Genomic DNA, 17,201 nt, shown 5'->3' with positions numbered 1-17,201 from the left:
GAGATCTTTTCAAATGACGAAGCTACAGGACAAGCAAGTTCGAATCGAACGAGACTTTCTAGGTGAAAAGGAAGTAGACACTCAAGCGTATTATGGAATTCAAACATTACGTGCAGTAGAGAACTTTCCAATTACTGGCTACCATGTTCATGAGGAACTCATCAAAGCATTAGGGATTGTCAAAAAGGCAGCCGCACTTGCAAATATGGATACACAGCGACTATATTCTGGTCTTGGAGACAAAATTGTTCAAGCCGCAGACGAAGTTATTGAAGGAAAATGGAACAATCAATTTATTGTCGATCCAATTCAAGGCGGGGCTGGCACTTCAATGAATATGAATGCCAATGAAGTCATTGCAAACAGAGCGCTTGAACTACTAGGAAAGGAAAAAGGTGCTTATACTGAGCTAAGTCCAAACACGCATGTGAACATGTCGCAATCAACAAACGACGTTTTCCCAACAGCGATTCATATTTCAACATTGAATATGATTGAAAAACTACTTTATACGATGGAAAACATGCATCAAGTCATGACAGAAAAAGCGCAAGAATTCGATCATGTCATCAAAATGGGACGTACGCATCTTCAGGACGCTGTTCCAATCAGACTTGGTCAAGAGTTTAGTGCTTATGCAAAGGTTCTTGCTCGTGATATTAAACGTATCAAGCAGTCTAGACAGCATTTATATGAAGTCAATATGGGAGCAACAGCAGTCGGAACTGGATTAAATGCTGATCCTAAATATATTCGCCAAGTGGTTGGCTATCTATCTGACATTAGCGGATTACCGTTAGTTGGAGCTGAAGACTTAGTCGATGCCACGCAAAATACGGATGCTTATACAGAAGTATCAGCTGCACTGAAAGTATGTATGATGAATATGTCCAAAATGGCGAACGATATTCGCTTGATGGCATCAGGTCCAAGAGCAGGCTTTGGTGAGCTTCACTTGCCGCCAAGACAGCCAGGTTCATCCATCATGCCAGGGAAAGTCAACCCAGTGATGCCTGAGGTCATGAACCAAGTGGCATTCCAAGTCATCGGAAATGACCACACGATCTGTCTTGCATCAGAGGCTGGTCAGCTTGAGCTGAACGTGATGGAACCAGTCCTTGTGTTCAACTTGCTTCAATCTCTCAGCATCATGAAAAATGTATTTGAGTCCTTCGTAGACAACTGCTTGCGTGACCTAAAAGCAGATGAATCTAGATTAAAAGAATATGTAGAAAAAAGTGCTGGTGTCATGACGGCGGTCAATCCGCATATTGGTTATGAAGCTGCTGCACGAATTGCCAGAGAAGCGATTCTTACAGGCGTATCTGTACGTGAGCTTTGTCTGCAAAATGATGTTTTATCAGAGGAAGAGCTTGATGTCATCTTGAATCCTTTTGAAATGACTAAACCAGGTATTGCTGGCGCATCACTTTTAGAAAAGGATCGTTTAGAAGATTAAGCGACATCATGAGAAGCGCACACCGACAAAGTTCCGGTGTGCGCTTTTTCATGGATGTTTGTTTTTCTCAAGCCCACATAGTATACTATCGTCAATTATTAGGGATGTGACTGCGTTTGAATCTACTGAAAAAATGGCTAAATACAGAGCCTTATTTAATTGTGATGCTCATTGTACTGACACCGATTGGCGGAGAGTTTAAATTTTATCCTTTTGAGGACAGCTTTCGGGTCAGCTTTGGAACCGTTGTCTTTTTCTTTATCCTGCTTCAAATGAAAAAATTCCCGGCATGGGCAAGCGGTATCATTGCAGGGGTTTCTGTTTTTGCGTTTCGCGTGCTTCTTGATACAGCCGTCACAGGTCATCTTCCGCTGGAAGAGGCGATTTCATTCAGATTTCCTCCCCTGCTTTATTACGTCGTCTACGGCACGCTCTTTTATTTATTAAAGGTCAGACGTTTCCGCGATCAGCCTTGGCTGATTGGAGCGACAGGTATCATCATGGAGCTATGTGCGAGCGTTGTTGAAATGATTGCACTTCGTGGCACCATCGATGAAATTTTAACGATGCGGACGCTGTTTCAACTTTTCGTTTTAGCGATTTTTAGAAGCTTTTTCGTGTTGGCTTGTTATACAATGATTCGCTTATATGAAGAGCAGGCGAGAGAGCGTCAAATGAAAAAGGAAAAGGAACATCTGCTCATGCTCCTGTCTAATCTTTACACGGAATCTACATACTTTCATAAAACACTTGCACATGCTGAGCACATTACAGCGACATCCTATCAATTGTATCAATCTCTGCATCACGCAAAGGATGCAGAGTCAGTGGATTTGAAAAAGCTCGGAAAAACAGCCCTGCAAATTGCAGGAGAGGTGCATGAGATCAAAAAGGATAACCAGCGGATTTTTTCTGCCTTATCAAAGCTGATTCATGAAGAAAATTTCCAGGCTTATGCAAGTCCTGCCCATATTGCTGGGCTTGTGATTCGTATCCATGAAAATTACGCAGAATCTCTTAAAAAAAACATTGTCTTTCATTATGATGAAGATGGGCAGCATCCCGCCTATCACGTGTATACCATTCTATCTTTGTTAAATAATATCGTTTCCAATGCTGTCGAAGCCATTCCGGTGGATGGAGAGGTGTCTCTCTCTATTTCCCAGAAAGAGAACCATGTGATTTTTCAAATTAGTGACAACGGGCCTGGCATTAAAGAGCGTAATCATCATGTGATTTTTAAACCCGGTTTTACTTTAAAATACGATCAGGCTGGGAATCCATCAAGCGGTATCGGGCTTTCCTATGTGAAGGATACAGCGGAGAAGCTTGGCGGAAGTGTTGAGATGAGGAGTATCCCAAATAAACAAACGATTTTCACGTTAACGATACCATTGGATCAAGTTAGTAGAAAAGAGGGGGTTGGGAGATGAGATTTTTTATTGTGGATGATGATGAAGCCGTGCGTTCTTCACTGGCTCAGCTTATTGAAGATGAAGAGCTTGGCATTGTCGCGGGGGAAGCAGAGGATGGCGCAGAATTAACAGCAAGCTACTTAAATGATTTGCATATTGATATCTTATGTATTGATCTATTGATGCCGGAACGAGACGGACTTGAAACGATTCGAGCTATTAAGGATGAGTTTCATGGGAAATACTTAATGCTGTCACAGGTAGAAACAAAGGAATTAATCGGCCAGGCGTATACGCTTGGTGTTGAGTATTATGTAACAAAGCCAATCAATCGTGTAGAGGTCTTAAGTGTGCTCCACCTCATGATTGAGCGGCTTCATTTAGAGCATTCAATTGAAAATATTCAGCACTCACTCAAATCCGTCATGCAGTTTCAGCAGCGCGGTCAGACGAAAACGAAGCAGCGGGGGAAAAGTCTTGCAGAGGCAGGTCAGTTCTTGCTGGCGGAGCTTGGGATTGTCGGTGAGAAGGGGTCTAAAGATTTATTAGATATGATTCTCTTCACAGATCAATATTTAGCGCTGCATACCGATCATCATGATTCCTTTCCTTCTTTAAAGGTTATTTTCACGGGCGTCACCGAGGGAAAATTAAATGAGCCTTACACATCGGCAGACATTGCAAGAGAAGCGAAGGCAGCGGAACAGCGAGTAAGGCGTGCGATCAACCAATCATTGAAACATATCGCATCACTTGGGTTAACCGATTTTTCTCATCCGACCTTTGAAAATTACGCATCTAAATTCTTTGATTTCACCATCGTGCGAAAGAAAATGAGTGAATTAACAAAAGAGACCAGCGGTAGAGAAGAACATACCCGTATCAATGTGAAGAAATTTGTGCAGGTGCTCTACTACGAAGCAAAACGTATTTTTATGGAAGATTAAAAAAAAGACATGCTCCCTCATGAGGGGGACATGTCTTTTTTGGTGATGGATTGCAGGTGCATCTGCAGTACGGAGCGTATGAGCTGAGGCGGTAAGCGATGAGGCTGCAAGATTCCATTCAATGCAAGTCCGTTGATGACCGCATAAAGCCGCTCAGTTTCGACTAAAAGATCGATATGATCAAGCAAGAGCCCATCCTCTTTTAATTTCATTAAACAATATTGGGTCATTTGGAAAAGCTCGTCATACATCTTTGCATTGAGCGGCTGTAAATCAGGTTCAGTCATCGACTTGACTGTAAAAGCCTGCCACACCTCCATTTCAAATCTTCGTTCTTCATCAAGTGGAAGAACCTGTTCCAATAACGCGAGGACATTTTCTTCCGTTGAACCGTTCAGCTGAAGTCCTGTCATCCGCTCTTTGACTCTTTCCTGAATCAATGTCATAGAGAAAAGAAATAGCTCCTGCTGTGTGGAGAAATAATGGCGCATAGAGCCCGCTGAAATGCCAGCTTCTACCGCTACTTTTCGTACAGAAGCGTTCTCCAATCCATCCTGTTTAATCACTCTCATGGCAGCTTGAGCGACTTTTTGTTTTTGTTTATGGTGATCGACGATTTTTGGCATACATTGATTTTAGCACAGCTATTGTTTTTTTAACACAGTTGTGTTACTTTTTATTTAATACAATTGTATTAAAAAGGATGTGGTGAATATTGATCGGGTTATTGATTGTGGCATGTGAAATTGGATTTTGGCTGTTTATTCTGGTGGGTTTAACACTTCGTTATGTGTTTAGACAGAAAAAGTGGGGCGCCTTTTTTCTCATTTGTACACCGATTTTGGATCTCATTCTTCTTGCAGCGACTTATATGGATTTAAGGCAGGGGGCTGTGGCGAGTGTCATTCACGGGCTCGCGGCTGTTTATATTGGGGTGAGCCTCGCTTTTGGACATCAAATGGTGAAATGGGCAGATGTCCGGTTTGCTTATCGATTTGCAGGAGGCCCTAAGCCGAAGGGAAGACCAAAGTACGGGAAGGAACGGTCTGTGTATGAAATAGTCGGCTGGACGCGGCATCTCGTCTCTTATGTCATCGGAGCCGGTCTACTAATTGGGTTATCCTACCTCATCCAAGCACCAGAACGAACGGAAGCACTGATGCAGCTAGCGAGAGTATGGGGAATGGTCTTAGCCATTGATTTCGTCATTAGCATCAGCTATGTGATCTGGCCGAAAAAACACCCGCAAAATATAGCCAGCTAATAAAAAAGACAGGCGAAATCACTCCGCCTGTCTTTTCTTATGATGAAAGCCCTTTGTAAATGGTGTCAATATTCCATTTCATCATCTTATAGTAGCTGTCTCCATCTTCACCTTTCTTTCCAATGGAGTCAGTAAATACTTTTCCTTTAATCGGAACCCCAGTTTCTTCAGATAGGCTTTCAAGGCTGCGTTGATCGACACTTGTTTCAAGAAAGAGCGCAGGCACTTGATGATCTTTGACGAAATGAATGATGCGCTTCATTTGTCCAGGTGTTCCTTCATTTTCTGTGTTAATCTCCCAAATGTAGCCTGCCTTCAGTCCATAGGCATCTGCAAAATACTTGAAGGCTCCCTCACTTGTCACAAGACGCTTTTTGTCTTTTGGCAGCTGGTCGAACTTGTCTTTTGCTTCATCATGAAGCGCTTGAAGCTTTTTGATATAGGCTTCTGTATTTTTTTCGTAATCCTCTTGATGCTCAGGGTCCGCTTTAATAAGTGCATCTCTGGCATTTTTAGCATACAGAATCCCATTTTCGACATTTAGCCAGGCATGGGGGTCCTGCTGGCTTTCCAGTCCTTTTGAAGACAAGTGCTTTACTTTGACGCCTTTACTTAATTCGGCTACAGGTGCATCATCCCCGTCCTTGCCACTCGATTCGAGCAGCTTTTGAAACCAGCCATTCCCTGTTTCAAGGTTTAAACCATTATATAGAACAAGGTCTGCATCCGTTGTATGCTGAACATCCTTTGGCAGTGGATCAAATTCATGTGGGTCTGTACCAATGGGAACAATGCTGTGAATAGAGACGTGCTCTCCGCCTACTTCCTTCACAATGTCATAAAGAATGGAGTAGGTCGTGACGACTTTTAATGTGCCGTCATCTTTGCCGGAATTATTTTGTTTTGTAGAACAGCCTGTGATGACCATAAGGGCAATGAATACTGCGGTCAAACGGATTGCAAATACCTTCTTCATATATGTCCTCCTTTTACATAGACGCTTCCTTTTTTAGCTGCGTTCGTTTTCGTTTAGACCTTAATGATCTCCATAGAATTCCTTGCTTTGGTGAAAGGATAAAGGCACTCCCGAATAAAATGGTCGCAACTAGCACGATAGAAGCGCCAGACGACAAGTTATACGTAAAACTAAGCCCAAGTCCGACGACGGCAGAAACTGCCCCGAAAAATGCAGATAAATAAATCATAATCCATAGCCGGTCTGTTAAGAGATACGCAGTGGCTGCCGGCGTAATAAGCATGGCAACGACAAGAATAATCCCAACAGTTTGCAATGAAGCAACGGTCACAAGGGTCAACAACGTCATGAGAAAATAATGGATCATTCGATTCGGTAAACCGTAAACCGAAGAAATCACCGGATCAAATGAACTAATGAGCAATTCTTTGTAGAAAACGATAACGGCCAGCAGGATAAAAATGCCGATGCCAAGCGTAATCCACATATCAGATGATCGAACAGCTAGAACGTTTCCAAACAAGATATGATATAAATCACTGGAACTTTTCAAAAATGTGATCAAAATGATCCCGATTGAGAAAAAAGCGGTGAAGACAATGCCAATCGCAGAGTCATTTTTAATGCGGCTGTTTTGACTCACGTATCCGATCCCAATCGCTGTTAATACGCCAGTTAAGACGGCTCCGAAGAAAAAGTTAATTCCCAGCATATAAGAGATGGCGACACCTGGCAGCACAGCATGCGATATGGCGTCTCCCATCAATGCCATGCCCCGTAAAATGATAAAGCAGCCAATGACCCCGCAAATAATGCCTACCATCACGGATGTAAATAACGCTTTTTGTAAAAACGCATATTCAAAGAGTCCGGTTAAAAATTCCATTACACGTCTCCTCCTGCTGATTTTAAGAATGGTAGCTGCGTTTCATATGCCTCCAGCATGACCTCTGGGCGAAGGATGTCGTGTACAGGTCCCGCTTTGATGAGTTTTTTATTTAACAGAACGAGATGACTGAAGTAATCATCGGCTTTACTTAAATCATGATGGACCACTAAAATGGTTTTTCCTTCATCCCGTAATTCCTTCAAAATGCGAATCATTGTTTCTTCACTTGCCATATCAATTCCAACAAATGGTTCATCCAAACAGAAGAGCTGTGCGTTTTGCGCAAGTGCTCTTGCAAGGAAGACACGCTGTTGTTGACCGCCGGATAACTCACCAATTTGTCTTTTGGCAAAGTCCTGCATGCCGACTTTTTCTAAACAGTGGTATGCATATGCCCGGTCTTCTTTTTTCGGACGTTTGATCAGGCCAAGCTTCGGATATGTTCCAAGTAGGACGGTATCCAGCACATGAATAGGAAACGTCCAGTCTAGATCATTTCTCTGAGGTACATAGGCGATCTGTTTTCTAACTTGTTTAAAGGGCTGTTCAAAAAAGCGAATATCCCCTTGGTCTTTTTCAATTAAATCTAAACATGCTTTGAGTAAAGTCGATTTACCGGCACCATTTGGACCTATGATTCCTGTCATCGTTCCTTCCTGTATGGAAAGAGAGATGTTCTCTAAAGCATCCTGCCCATGATATGAGACATGAAGACGGTCGATTGTTAAAGCATTTGGCATCTCTTGCGGCCCCTTTCAATCATCATTGCACTTCCTAAAGATATATGCATACATTAAATAATTTTGACTAAAGGATGAAATGATTCTCTAATGCTATTTTGTTTCCTTAGGGAAACTTTTATTTTATTCTAAGCGTCTGTCCTTCTTTTGTAAAGAGAAAAACTATATCTTATTCTGTCAGAGGGCAAATGATCGTTTTTATGTTATGCGCAGAGCGGTGGGCATGAGCTTGGTTTATTGAAAATCCGTGTGACAGAATGGGACACAAAAAAACCAATTATTTCTTCATAAATGATTGACAGAAGATAAGAAATCCTCATATAATAAGGGTAATCCAATATATGAATATATGCTCATATATAAAGTTTTTAATTTTTAATAGGTTGAATCGATCCAGGGAACGTTACTTATCATATAGAAAAAGGTGAGAACATGAAAAAGATGAAGGATGAATACGTATTAAGCGGTCTTGATTGCGGCAACTGTGCACGTAAAATAGAAACAGGTGTCAGCAAAATGGATGGAGTGGAAGCTTGCTCTGTTAACTTTGCGACAGGCACCTTGACTGTGACGCATGCAGATAAGCAAGAAACGATGTCAAAGCGAATTGAAAAAACTGTTCAGTCCATTGAACCTCATGTGAGTGTATCACCGAAAGAAGATGGTCATCATCACGATCATGATCACGGGACGAAAAATTTAAAAACGATTGTGCTGAAATTAATTGGCGGTGCAGTCATTGGAACAGCCGCTTTCTTTATACCTGAAGATGGTATATTAAAGTTCCTTATGTTCTTCGCAGCATATTTACTAGTCGGCGGTGATGTGGTTTTTAAAGCGCTGAAAAATATCGTGCGAGGCCAAGTATTTGATGAGAACTTTTTAATGACCATTGCAACAGTTGGTGCTTTTGTTATTCAGCAATATCCAGAGGCACTGGCAGTGATGCTCTTTTACCAAATTGGAGAGCTCTTCCAAGGGGCGGCAGTGAACCGTTCAAGACGTTCAATTAGTGAATTAATGAATATACGTCCAGAATACGCGAATCTAAAAGTCGGAAATGAAACGAAAAAAGTGAATCCAGAAGAAGTAAAAGTCGGTGACCGTATTGTCGTGAAGCCTGGTGAAAAAATTCCGCTGGATGGGCTCGTTATTGAGGGCTTCTCACTTGTTGATACATCCGCATTAACAGGGGAGTCGGTGCCGCGGGATGTAGAAGCGGGAAAAGAAGTTCTTGCAGGATTTGTGAATCAAAACGGTATACTTGAAATTGAAGTGCAAAAAGAGTTAAGCGAATCGGCCGTGACGAAAATTTTAGATTTGGTTGAGAATGCAAGCAGCCGAAAAGCGCAGACAGAAAATTTCATTACAAAATTTGCGAAATATTATACACCGGCTGTCGTCGTGCTCGCCTTATTGCTTGCCTTTGTGCCGCCGCTTCTTATTCCATCAGCACAATTGTCTGATTGGGTGTACCGGGCACTTGTCTTTCTCGTGATCTCTTGTCCTTGTGCTCTTGTTGTATCCATTCCATTAGGATTTTTCGGGGGAATTGGGGCAGCGTCTAAACGAGGCATCCTTGTCAAAGGCAGTAACTATTTAGAAGCATTGAATTCTGTGAAATATGCGGTATTTGATAAGACGGGCACGCTTACAAAAGGAAACTTTACAGTGACCAATATTGTCACAGCCAGTGACAAGTGGTCAGAAGAAGAGCTGCTTTCTTTTGCAGCACTAGCAGAAGCCCATTCCTCTCATCCTATTGCAGAATCGATTAAAGCGGCGTACAGCTCACCGCTTGATGAAAGTCAGATCGAAGCATATGAGGATATCGCGGGACATGGAATTAAAGCGACCATCAGCGGTTCTCACGTCTTAGCGGGAAATTACCGCTTGATGGAGCGAGAAGGTATTGCGTATGAAAAAGAAAAAAGAAGCGGAACCGTTGTGTACATGGCAATTAACGGTGAGTTTGCCGGATCAATCTTGATCGCAGATGAATTGAAGGACGATGCAATCGAAGCCGTTTCTGCTCTAAAAGCGTCTGGTATTCAAACCGTCATGCTCACTGGTGATGCTAAGCAAGTCGGAACTGCGGTCGCTAAGCAAATTGGCATTGATGAAGTACATGCAGAATTATTACCGCAGGATAAAGTAACGAAATTAGAAGAAATTGATCAGAAAAAAGCGCCTCAAGAAAAGCTATTATTTGTTGGGGACGGCATTAATGATACACCGGTATTAGCAAGAGCAGACATAGGAATTGCAATGGGCGGGCTTGGTTCAGATGCAGCTGTCGAAGCCGCTGATATCGTCATCATGACGGACCAGCCATCAAAGGTAGCAGAAGCCATCGCTGTCGCAAAACGAACAAGAAGGATTGTATGGCAGAATATCGCATTTGCCCTTGGTGTCAAAGGCGTTTTCCTATTACTCGGAGCATTCGGAATTGCGACGATGTGGGAAGCGGTCTTCTCGGATGTCGGTGTCACCGTACTCGCTGTTTTAAATGCGATGAGGGTCATGAAATAAAATTGTAAGGAAAATTTCATGAATACCATCTTTCATAATGGACCCCCTCTTGTTAAAATAGAAGAAGTTGGATAATGGCATTTTTCTAAGCTATTATCCAACTTCTTTTTTAAAGGAATGATAAAGATAAGGTAGGTGCTTATGTGAGTAAGAAAAATAATCAATCTTCATCCATTAAATTTGCTGTCATTTTAACCATTATCGCAGCTCTTCTCATCGGTATATTTGTTGTGATTGGAAACAAGAACAGCCAAGAAGCACAAACAGTTGACAGTAAGCCTTCGATTAAAGGACAGCCTGTCATAGGAGACAAAAACGCAGCGGTGCAAATTGTCGAGTTTGGGGACTACAAATGTCCGTCATGTAAATCATTCGAAACAGACATTTTCCCAAAACTGAAAGCAGACTACATAGATAAAGGCGATGTATCATTTTCATTTATTAACTTGCCACTGCCTGTTCATGGAGATGGCGCAGTGTTAGCAGCACTAGCTTCTGAAGAAGTATGGAAAGAAGATCCAAAAAACTTCTGGGCATTCCATGAAGCTGTCTATCAAGCACAGCCAGATAGTGAAGCAGAATGGGTTACGCCTGCTAAGCTGACTGAATTAGCGAAAAAGACAACAAAAATTGATACGGACAAACTCAAAGATAACCTATCAAAGAAAACGTATCAGCCGCAGCTGAACACAGACGATCAGCTTGTGAACAAATACAAAGTGAATTCAACACCAACGATTTTGATTAACAATAAACAAGTTCAAAACTTCTATGACTATGATGAAATCAAAGAATTAATTGATCAAGAGCTCAAAGGGAAGAAATCATGAAGAATAAGCTTATTTACTTGTACAGTGCTTGGATTGTCTCGATCGTTGCGACGATGAGCAGCCTGTATTTAAGTGAAATTAAGAAGTTTATTCCATGCGATATGTGCTGGTTCCAACGCATTTTCATGTACCCGCTCGTGCTTTTACTTGGAATTGCTACGTTCCGGGGTGATGTCAAAGTGAAGTATTACGTACTGCCTTTGGCTGTGATCGGTGCTGGCTTTTCCATCTATCATTATATGGAACAAAAGATCCCAGGCTTTGCGTCGATTCGCCCTTGCCTCAGCGGTATTCCTTGTTCTGTTGATTATTTGAACTGGTTTGGTTTTATCACCATTCCGCTGTTAGCACTTATTGCATTTATTCTGATCATCATCAGTATGCTGCTGTTAAATGCAAAAGAAGATGAGAGATAGCCTGCTTTTCAGCGGGCTATTTTTTATTTTTGCAAAAAGATAAAATTTAAAGAAAATTTGTATTGCTTTTCGCTTATGTCAGATATACATTAAGGGAGTAGTGTTAGATGATCAGATCATGTAAGGAGATAAGCGGAAAATGGCATGGGAAGTCTTAAGTATCATTGGTATTATCGCATTCGCCATTAGTGGTGCGATAGTGGCAATGGAGGAAGAGTACGATATTCTTGGTGTGTACATTTTAGGGATTGTGACAGCATTTGGCGGTGGAGCGATTCGGAATCTATTAATCGGTCTTCCGGTGTCTGCTTTATGGTCACAGGGCAAGATGTTTACCATTGCTCTTGTATCCATTACGATTGTGTTTCTTTTTCCAAAGCTTTTGCTCAAGCACTGGAGCACATGGGGGAATTTCTCGGATGCGATTGGCTTAGCAGCGTTTGCGATTCAAGGTGCATTATTTGCTGTGCAAAGAGAGCTTCCACTCAGTGCGGTCATTGTGGCAGCCATTCTGACTGGAAGCGGTGGCGGAATTGTGCGTGATTTATTGGCAGGGCGAAAGCCGCTTGTGCTAAAAGCAGAGATTTACGCAGTCTGGGCAGCACTTGGCGGCTTACTCGTAGGACTCGGTTTAGCACAAGGAGAGATTGCTTTGTATTTGCTGTTTCTCATCCTCGTCGTATGCAGGGTTTGTTCCTATCTATTCAAATGGCGGCTTCCCGCTAGGTCTTATTTTTTAAATAAAGGGTAAAACGAGAAAAGAGCGATTTCGCTCTTTTTTTTGTGTTTGATACGAGCTGGATGTCAGCAGGTAATGGAGTTTTCGTGTAAAATAAAAGCAGGGTCTTTTTGTTCATCATTGGAACAATACATATGATGAAAATTTTGTCAGCTGGCTGAATATCTGGATTCAGCCTTTTTTTGCCTAGATGGATTGTTATGTGTTGGTTTCACATTTTGCGGAATACTAAAGAAGCTCCTATGATCGGACGGATGAATCAACTCGAAATGAACACATCTTTGCATGTAAGCAAAACTTGACGAAAAAATTAAAATAGGAGGGACACGTACTAGTGGAGATTTTTTTGGCAGTGCTCGTACTACTTGCACTCATTGCATCATCTAATATTATCAATCGTTTTGTCCCCTTTATTCCAGTCCCGTTAATTCAAGTGGGCTTAGGAATACTGGTGGCAGCTTTTCCTTCAGGTTTACATATTTCTTTAAATCCTGAACTATTCTTCGTTTTATTCATTGCGCCGCTGTTATTTAATGACGGGAAGCGTACCCCAAGGGACGAGCTGTGGAAATTAAGAGCGCCGATTCTTCTGTTAGCCCTAGGATTAGTATTTGCGACAGTCATTGTCGCGGGATATACCATCCATTGGATGATCCCAAGCATTCCGCTTCCAGCCGCATTTGCGCTTGCAGCGATTTTATCACCGACAGATGTGGTAGCAGTCAGTGCTCTTTCCAGCCGTGTGAACATGCCAAAGGGCATCATGAGATTGCTGGAAGGCGAGGGATTAATGAACGATGCATCAGGACTTGTTGCCTTTAAATTTGCCATTGCAGCAACAGTAACTGGCGCTTTTTCAATTGCTGAGGCATCCTTTAGCTTTGTCTTAATTGCCGCAGGTGGTCTATTGACTGGATTTATTCTATCCTTTTTTATCATTCGTTTTCGCTATTTTCTCCGCCGTTTAGGAATGGACGATGTCACGATGCATATCATTCTGCAAATCCTTACACCATTTGTCATCTATTTAGCAGCTGAAGAAATTGGTGTATCCGGTATTTTAGCCGTTGTTGCTGGCGGTGTGACACACGCTATTGAGCAGGATCGAATGGAAGCAAATTTAGCCAAACTGCAAATTGCTTCATCAAACACTTGGAATATTATTTTATTTATTTTAAACGGACTTGTTTTCGTTATTCTTGGATTACAGATTCCTGATGTATCGACAGTGATTTTCCAGGATGAAGCGTTTAATAATATGCAGGTCATCAGTTACATCTTAATCATCACGCTATGTCTCATGATCCTGAGATTCTTATGGGTATGGCTCTTCTGGGCAGGTAACTGGAGTGTAACGAAAAAGCAGAATGTGAAAAAACCGAAGCTGCGTGCTTCGATGCTGATGACATTCTCTGGTGTTCGTGGTGCTGTCACTTTAGCTGGTGCCTTCTCAATACCATTTACGCTTGCGGACGGATCACCATTCCCCGAGCGGCATTTGATTATTTTCCTCGCAGCAGGCGTCATTTTATGTACACTCATTTTAGCTAGTGTATTATTGCCTCTTTTATCTGAGAAAAAAGACAAGCAAATCGCCGTGGATTTGGATACAAAGGTTCAGCATGCGAAACGGAAGCTGCTGAGAAGTGCCATTAAAACCTTAAGAGAAGGAATGAATGAAGACAACAGGGAAGTGTCTCTAGCACTCATTAATGATTACCGAATGAAGCTGCGTAATATCCAGCGTGAGCCGTACCAATTCGGGATGAGAAGACAGGAACGAAAAATCAGATTGCATGGAATTAAAGCAGAACAAATGAAGCTTCAGCAATTAATTGATGAAGAGAAATTAGATAAAGAAGAAGCCTATGAGCTACAGGAGAGATTTCATGAGCTGGAAATGCTGTATTCAAACTCCTTCAAAATTCGTTTTTCAAAAGTGAAGTTCCTGCGCTTGCTTCAATGGCTCCAATTATGGCGACCGAATCAGCTCGTTTCCAGCGGTATTTTAGAAAACGAAGACTCGTACAAGCAAATCCGTAAGAAAACGGCAGAGGCTGCTGTGGACTCGATCAAACAGCATATGACCGATGAAAATAAACAAACGTGTCACCAAGTGATTGGCTTTTACAACCAAGTCATTTATCGATGTGAACACGGTCCAAGCTTCTTTCAGCAAAAAGATCGTTCGTTTGACCGGAAGAAAAAAGAGCTTAACTTCCAAGCTGTACAGACGATTCGAAATGAAATTCAAACTTTGTATGAAAATGGTGAAATCAATCGTGATATTGCCCATCATTTAAGGGAGTATATCAATGATATGGAAGCTGTTCTCTTGACCAATACGTAATGTTGTCATCTTTTCCCCTATGTTTTATGATGAAGAAAGAGAACGAGCAGGGGGAGATCAATGATGGCGTATTATGGAGCAATTGAAGCTGGCGGTACAAAGTTTTGTTGTGCAATTGGCAATGAGTACGGGGACATTCTCGAAGAAATGACGATTCCTACAGAGCACCCAGAAAAAACGTTACAAAAGCTCATCCCATTTTTCGAGCAGCATGACATTGAAGCATTAGGGGTCGGCTCCTTTGGACCGATTTGTGTCCAAAAGGACGACCCTTCTTATGGTTATATCATGAACACGCCGAAAGTAGAGTGGAAGCATTACCCGTTCATCCCAGAGCTAGAGAAGCAATTAGAAGTCCCAGTATCTTTTACAACAGATGTCAATGCGGCAGCTTTAGGTGAATTAACAAAAGGAGCAGCCAAAGGGCTGAATAGCTGTATGTATATCACGGTCGGTACGGGGATCGGTGCTGGCGCTATTGTAAAAAACGAGCTTCTTCACGGTCATTCGCATCCAGAGATGGGGCACATCCTTGTCAGGCAGCATGAATCAGACCCATTTGAAGGAGTCTGCCCAGCGCATGGAACGTGTTTAGAAGGACTGGCAGCTGGCCCAGCGATTGAGAAAAGGTGGGGGAAATCTGCCAAAGAGCTCACAGAGGAAGAAGCAGTTTGGGCACTTGAAGCCGATTATTTGGCGCAGGCACTGATGCAATACTCGCTCATTTTAAGCCCAGAGCGCATCATTATGGGCGGGGGCGTCATGAAGCAAAAACAGCTGTTTCCACTAATTCGAGAGAAGCTTGCTGCTTATCTCAATGATTATGTAGACCTGCCGCCGCTTGATACATACATTGTCTCTCCTGGACTTGAGGACAAGGCAGGCATGACAGGAGCTTTGCTGTTAGCCATCGAAGCGAAGAAAAACGCCTGATAATAGAGTTTTAATGGACAACGTGAGATAATGAAAAAGATGGAATCTATGAAAAAGGTGGTTGTTAAAATGGTTAAAAGCTTGAATGATACCGTAACACTGAATAACGGAGTGGAAATGCCTTGGTTTGGTTTAGGTGTATTCAAAGTGGAGGACGGCAATCAAGTGGTAGATGCCGTAAAAGCAGCCATACGAAACGGATACCGCAGTATTGATACGGCTGCCGTTTATAAAAATGAGACAGGCGTAGGCAAAGCGATTAAAGAATCTGGCGTGAAACGAGAAGATTTGTTCATTACGTCTAAAGTATGGAATACGGATCAAGGCTATGATAAAGCACTGGCTGCATTTGACGCAAGCTTGAATCGATTAGGTCTTGATTACTTAGACCTCTATTTGATTCATTGGCCTGGCCCAAATGCAGAAACATTTAAAGACACATGGCGTGCGCTTGAGAAGCTTTACAAGGATGGGAAAGTGAGAGCCATTGGCGTCAGCAACTTCTACATTCAGCATTTAGAAGAGCTGTTAAAAGATGCTGAGGTTGTTCCAGCCGTGAACCAAGTTGAATTTCATCCGAAACTGACACTTGTCGAACTGCGTCAATACGCAAAAGAAAAAGGCATTCAAATTGAAGCATGGTCTCCGCTCATGCAAGGAAAGCTATTAGATCATGACGTATTAAAGGACATGGCTGCACGCTACAACAAATCTGTTGCTCAGGTCATCTTGCGCTGGGATCTGCAAAGCGGCGTCGTGACGATTCCTAAATCAATCAACGAAGAACGCATTAAACAAAATGCAGATATTTTTGATTTCGAACTTTCAAAAGAAGACATGGAAAAAATCGATGCATTAAACAATAACGAGCGCGTCGGCTCGAATCCAGAGACGATGACGGTTGGGTTTGAATGATAATGCAATAGAATAATGATAAGAACACCTTTCGATAGGCGTAGGAGTGAGACACTTCTATGACTAATAGAAAGGTGTTTTTTTATTAATGAAAGATAATCTATGATCCTAAGAACTCCTTAAATCCACCTTAAATATAATTGGATTTATGGAATTATAATGAAGTATATGGTAAATTATTAACTGTAAATAAAAGGAGGTTAATTATATGAAAAAAGTCATTCTTGGCTTGTCGTTAACTTTGGGTGCCACGATTCTACCTACGACATTTGCCGAAGCAACAAATGTTGGTTTAAGTAAGGAGCAAAAAGTACTTCAAGAAGATTATTCTAGTAGTACCATGTATGTACAAACAGTAAAGGAAACGAATAAAGGTGAGATGTCTACAAGTGCTTCGAAAGTGTATGCTAAAAGGCTAACCACATCTAGAGGGAGCTTTATGGCTTGGTCCAAATCATATGTAGATTGGAAATATTCTTCGGGTAAAGTCAAATCGAGTTCTGGTTCTCAAGATGCGGGCTATGTCTTCCCTAACAAAGTGGTGAAAAATGGGTCTAAAAGATACTATAAGGGATCTAAACTTCATAAATGGGCACATAAAACAACCCTTAAATTTGGAACACCCACTCCGTGGGGAGATGTTACCTTTGTGAGTAACTCTTTTACAGATCGAGTTTGGGTTAATGGAAAAGGGAAACATGGTTGGGATTAATATAATAGATTAATAGAAAAGGCGCTACTTAAGAACTATTTACAAATCATAGTAGCGCTGTTTAAATATTATAAATAATCTCAA

16 protein-coding genes are annotated in these 17,201 nt (G+C 41.8%); 12 read left to right on the top strand and 4 right to left on the bottom strand.

Annotated elements, in window-relative coordinates; translation table 11 throughout:
* Window positions 1-13 precede the first annotated feature (13 nt).
* The 3 genes from aspA to MKY83_RS16145 all read left to right on the top strand — a co-directional run bounded on the left by aspA (window position 14) and on the right by MKY83_RS16145 (window position 3,821).
* Entirely contained in the window at window positions 14-1,459 is a 1,446-nt protein-coding gene (gene aspA, locus MKY83_RS16155; protein ID WP_058013682.1) for an aspartate ammonia-lyase, read from the top strand.
* A 116-nt stretch (window positions 1,460-1,575) separates the two neighbouring features.
* Window positions 1,576-2,892, top strand: coding sequence for a sensor histidine kinase (locus MKY83_RS16150; RefSeq protein ID WP_065098019.1), 1,317 nt, complete (start codon window positions 1,576-1,578; stop codon window positions 2,890-2,892).
* Complete coding sequence (locus MKY83_RS16145; RefSeq protein WP_342487484.1) at window positions 2,889-3,821, top strand: response regulator; 933 nt, start codon at window positions 2,889-2,891, stop codon at window positions 3,819-3,821. Before MKY83_RS16150 ends, MKY83_RS16145 begins: the two co-directional genes overlap by 4 nt.
* A gap of 17 nt (window positions 3,822-3,838) precedes the next feature.
* Here the strand turns inward: MKY83_RS16145 and MKY83_RS16140 are convergent, their stop codons facing one another.
* Window positions 3,839-4,447, bottom strand: a complete 609-nt coding sequence (locus MKY83_RS16140) for a TetR/AcrR family transcriptional regulator (protein ID WP_111913089.1) — start codon at window positions 4,445-4,447, stop codon at window positions 3,839-3,841.
* Window positions 4,448-4,536: 89 nt separating this feature from the next.
* Between MKY83_RS16140 and MKY83_RS16135 the strand changes: the two genes are divergently transcribed.
* Window positions 4,537-5,085: a hypothetical protein gene (locus tag MKY83_RS16135; RefSeq protein WP_126740893.1), complete on the top strand. Its 549-nt coding sequence runs from the start codon at window positions 4,537-4,539 to the stop codon at window positions 5,083-5,085.
* Between the two features lie 37 nt (window positions 5,086-5,122).
* Here MKY83_RS16135 and MKY83_RS16130 read toward each other — a convergent pair whose 3' ends face one another.
* From MKY83_RS16130 to MKY83_RS16120, 3 genes are read right to left on the bottom strand one after another with little or no spacing between them, the layout of a single operon-like run.
* Window positions 5,123-6,061, bottom strand: coding sequence for a metal ABC transporter substrate-binding protein (locus MKY83_RS16130; protein ID WP_113768086.1), 939 nt, complete (start codon window positions 6,059-6,061; stop codon window positions 5,123-5,125).
* A gap of 13 nt (window positions 6,062-6,074) precedes the next feature.
* Complete coding sequence (locus tag MKY83_RS16125) at window positions 6,075-6,947, bottom strand: metal ABC transporter permease (RefSeq protein WP_044138947.1); 873 nt, start codon at window positions 6,945-6,947, stop codon at window positions 6,075-6,077.
* Complete coding sequence (locus MKY83_RS16120; protein ID WP_058013687.1) at window positions 6,947-7,690, bottom strand: metal ABC transporter ATP-binding protein; 744 nt, start codon at window positions 7,688-7,690, stop codon at window positions 6,947-6,949. Before MKY83_RS16120 ends, MKY83_RS16125 begins: the two co-directional genes overlap by 1 nt.
* 432 nt (window positions 7,691-8,122) lie before the next feature.
* Here MKY83_RS16120 and MKY83_RS16115 point away from each other — a divergent pair, with 432 nt between their 5' ends.
* The 8 genes from MKY83_RS16115 to MKY83_RS16080 all read left to right on the top strand — a co-directional run bounded on the left by MKY83_RS16115 (window position 8,123) and on the right by MKY83_RS16080 (window position 17,117).
* Window positions 8,123-10,222 carry a heavy metal translocating P-type ATPase gene (locus MKY83_RS16115; protein WP_113768084.1) on the top strand — a complete coding sequence of 700 codons (2,100 nt, stop codon included), beginning with the start codon at window positions 8,123-8,125 and terminating at the stop codon, window positions 10,220-10,222.
* 143 nt (window positions 10,223-10,365) lie between these two features.
* A complete protein-coding gene (locus tag MKY83_RS16110) occupies window positions 10,366-11,052 on the top strand; it encodes a DsbA family protein (protein ID WP_058013689.1) in 687 nt (228 codons plus the stop codon).
* Window positions 11,049-11,468 (top strand): disulfide oxidoreductase, encoded by a 420-nt coding sequence (locus tag MKY83_RS16105; protein WP_268454029.1) that lies wholly within the window; start codon window positions 11,049-11,051, stop codon window positions 11,466-11,468. The genes MKY83_RS16110 and MKY83_RS16105 overlap by 4 nt, the downstream gene beginning before the upstream one ends.
* Window positions 11,469-11,607: 139 nt before the next feature.
* Window positions 11,608-12,219 carry a trimeric intracellular cation channel family protein gene (locus MKY83_RS16100; protein WP_003212961.1) on the top strand — a complete coding sequence of 204 codons (612 nt, stop codon included), beginning with the start codon at window positions 11,608-11,610 and terminating at the stop codon, window positions 12,217-12,219.
* 322 nt (window positions 12,220-12,541) lie between these two features.
* The gene (locus MKY83_RS16095; protein ID WP_003212699.1) at window positions 12,542-14,557 is read left to right on the top strand and encodes a Na+/H+ antiporter; all 2,016 of its coding nucleotides are present in this window, start codon (window positions 12,542-12,544) and stop codon (window positions 14,555-14,557) included.
* A gap of 63 nt (window positions 14,558-14,620) precedes the next feature.
* Window positions 14,621-15,490, top strand: coding sequence for an ROK family protein (locus tag MKY83_RS16090; protein ID WP_342487483.1), 870 nt, complete (start codon window positions 14,621-14,623; stop codon window positions 15,488-15,490).
* Window positions 15,491-15,559: 69 nt separating this feature from the next.
* Window positions 15,560-16,405 (top strand): aldo/keto reductase, encoded by an 846-nt coding sequence (locus tag MKY83_RS16085; protein WP_012011253.1) that lies wholly within the window; start codon window positions 15,560-15,562, stop codon window positions 16,403-16,405.
* A 208-nt stretch (window positions 16,406-16,613) separates the two neighbouring features.
* The gene (locus MKY83_RS16080; protein ID WP_185107858.1) at window positions 16,614-17,117 is read left to right on the top strand and encodes a hypothetical protein; all 504 of its coding nucleotides are present in this window, start codon (window positions 16,614-16,616) and stop codon (window positions 17,115-17,117) included.
* Window positions 17,118-17,201: the final 84 nt, after the last annotated feature.

The sequence above is a fragment of the Bacillus sp. FSL M8-0266 genome, assembly GCF_038613425.1.
In the GTDB taxonomy this organism is placed as follows: Bacteria; Bacillota; Bacilli; order Bacillales; family Bacillaceae; genus Bacillus; species Bacillus pumilus.
The sequence above is the reverse complement of the archived record's forward strand: the minus strand, read 5'-3'. Positions and strand labels throughout refer to the sequence as shown.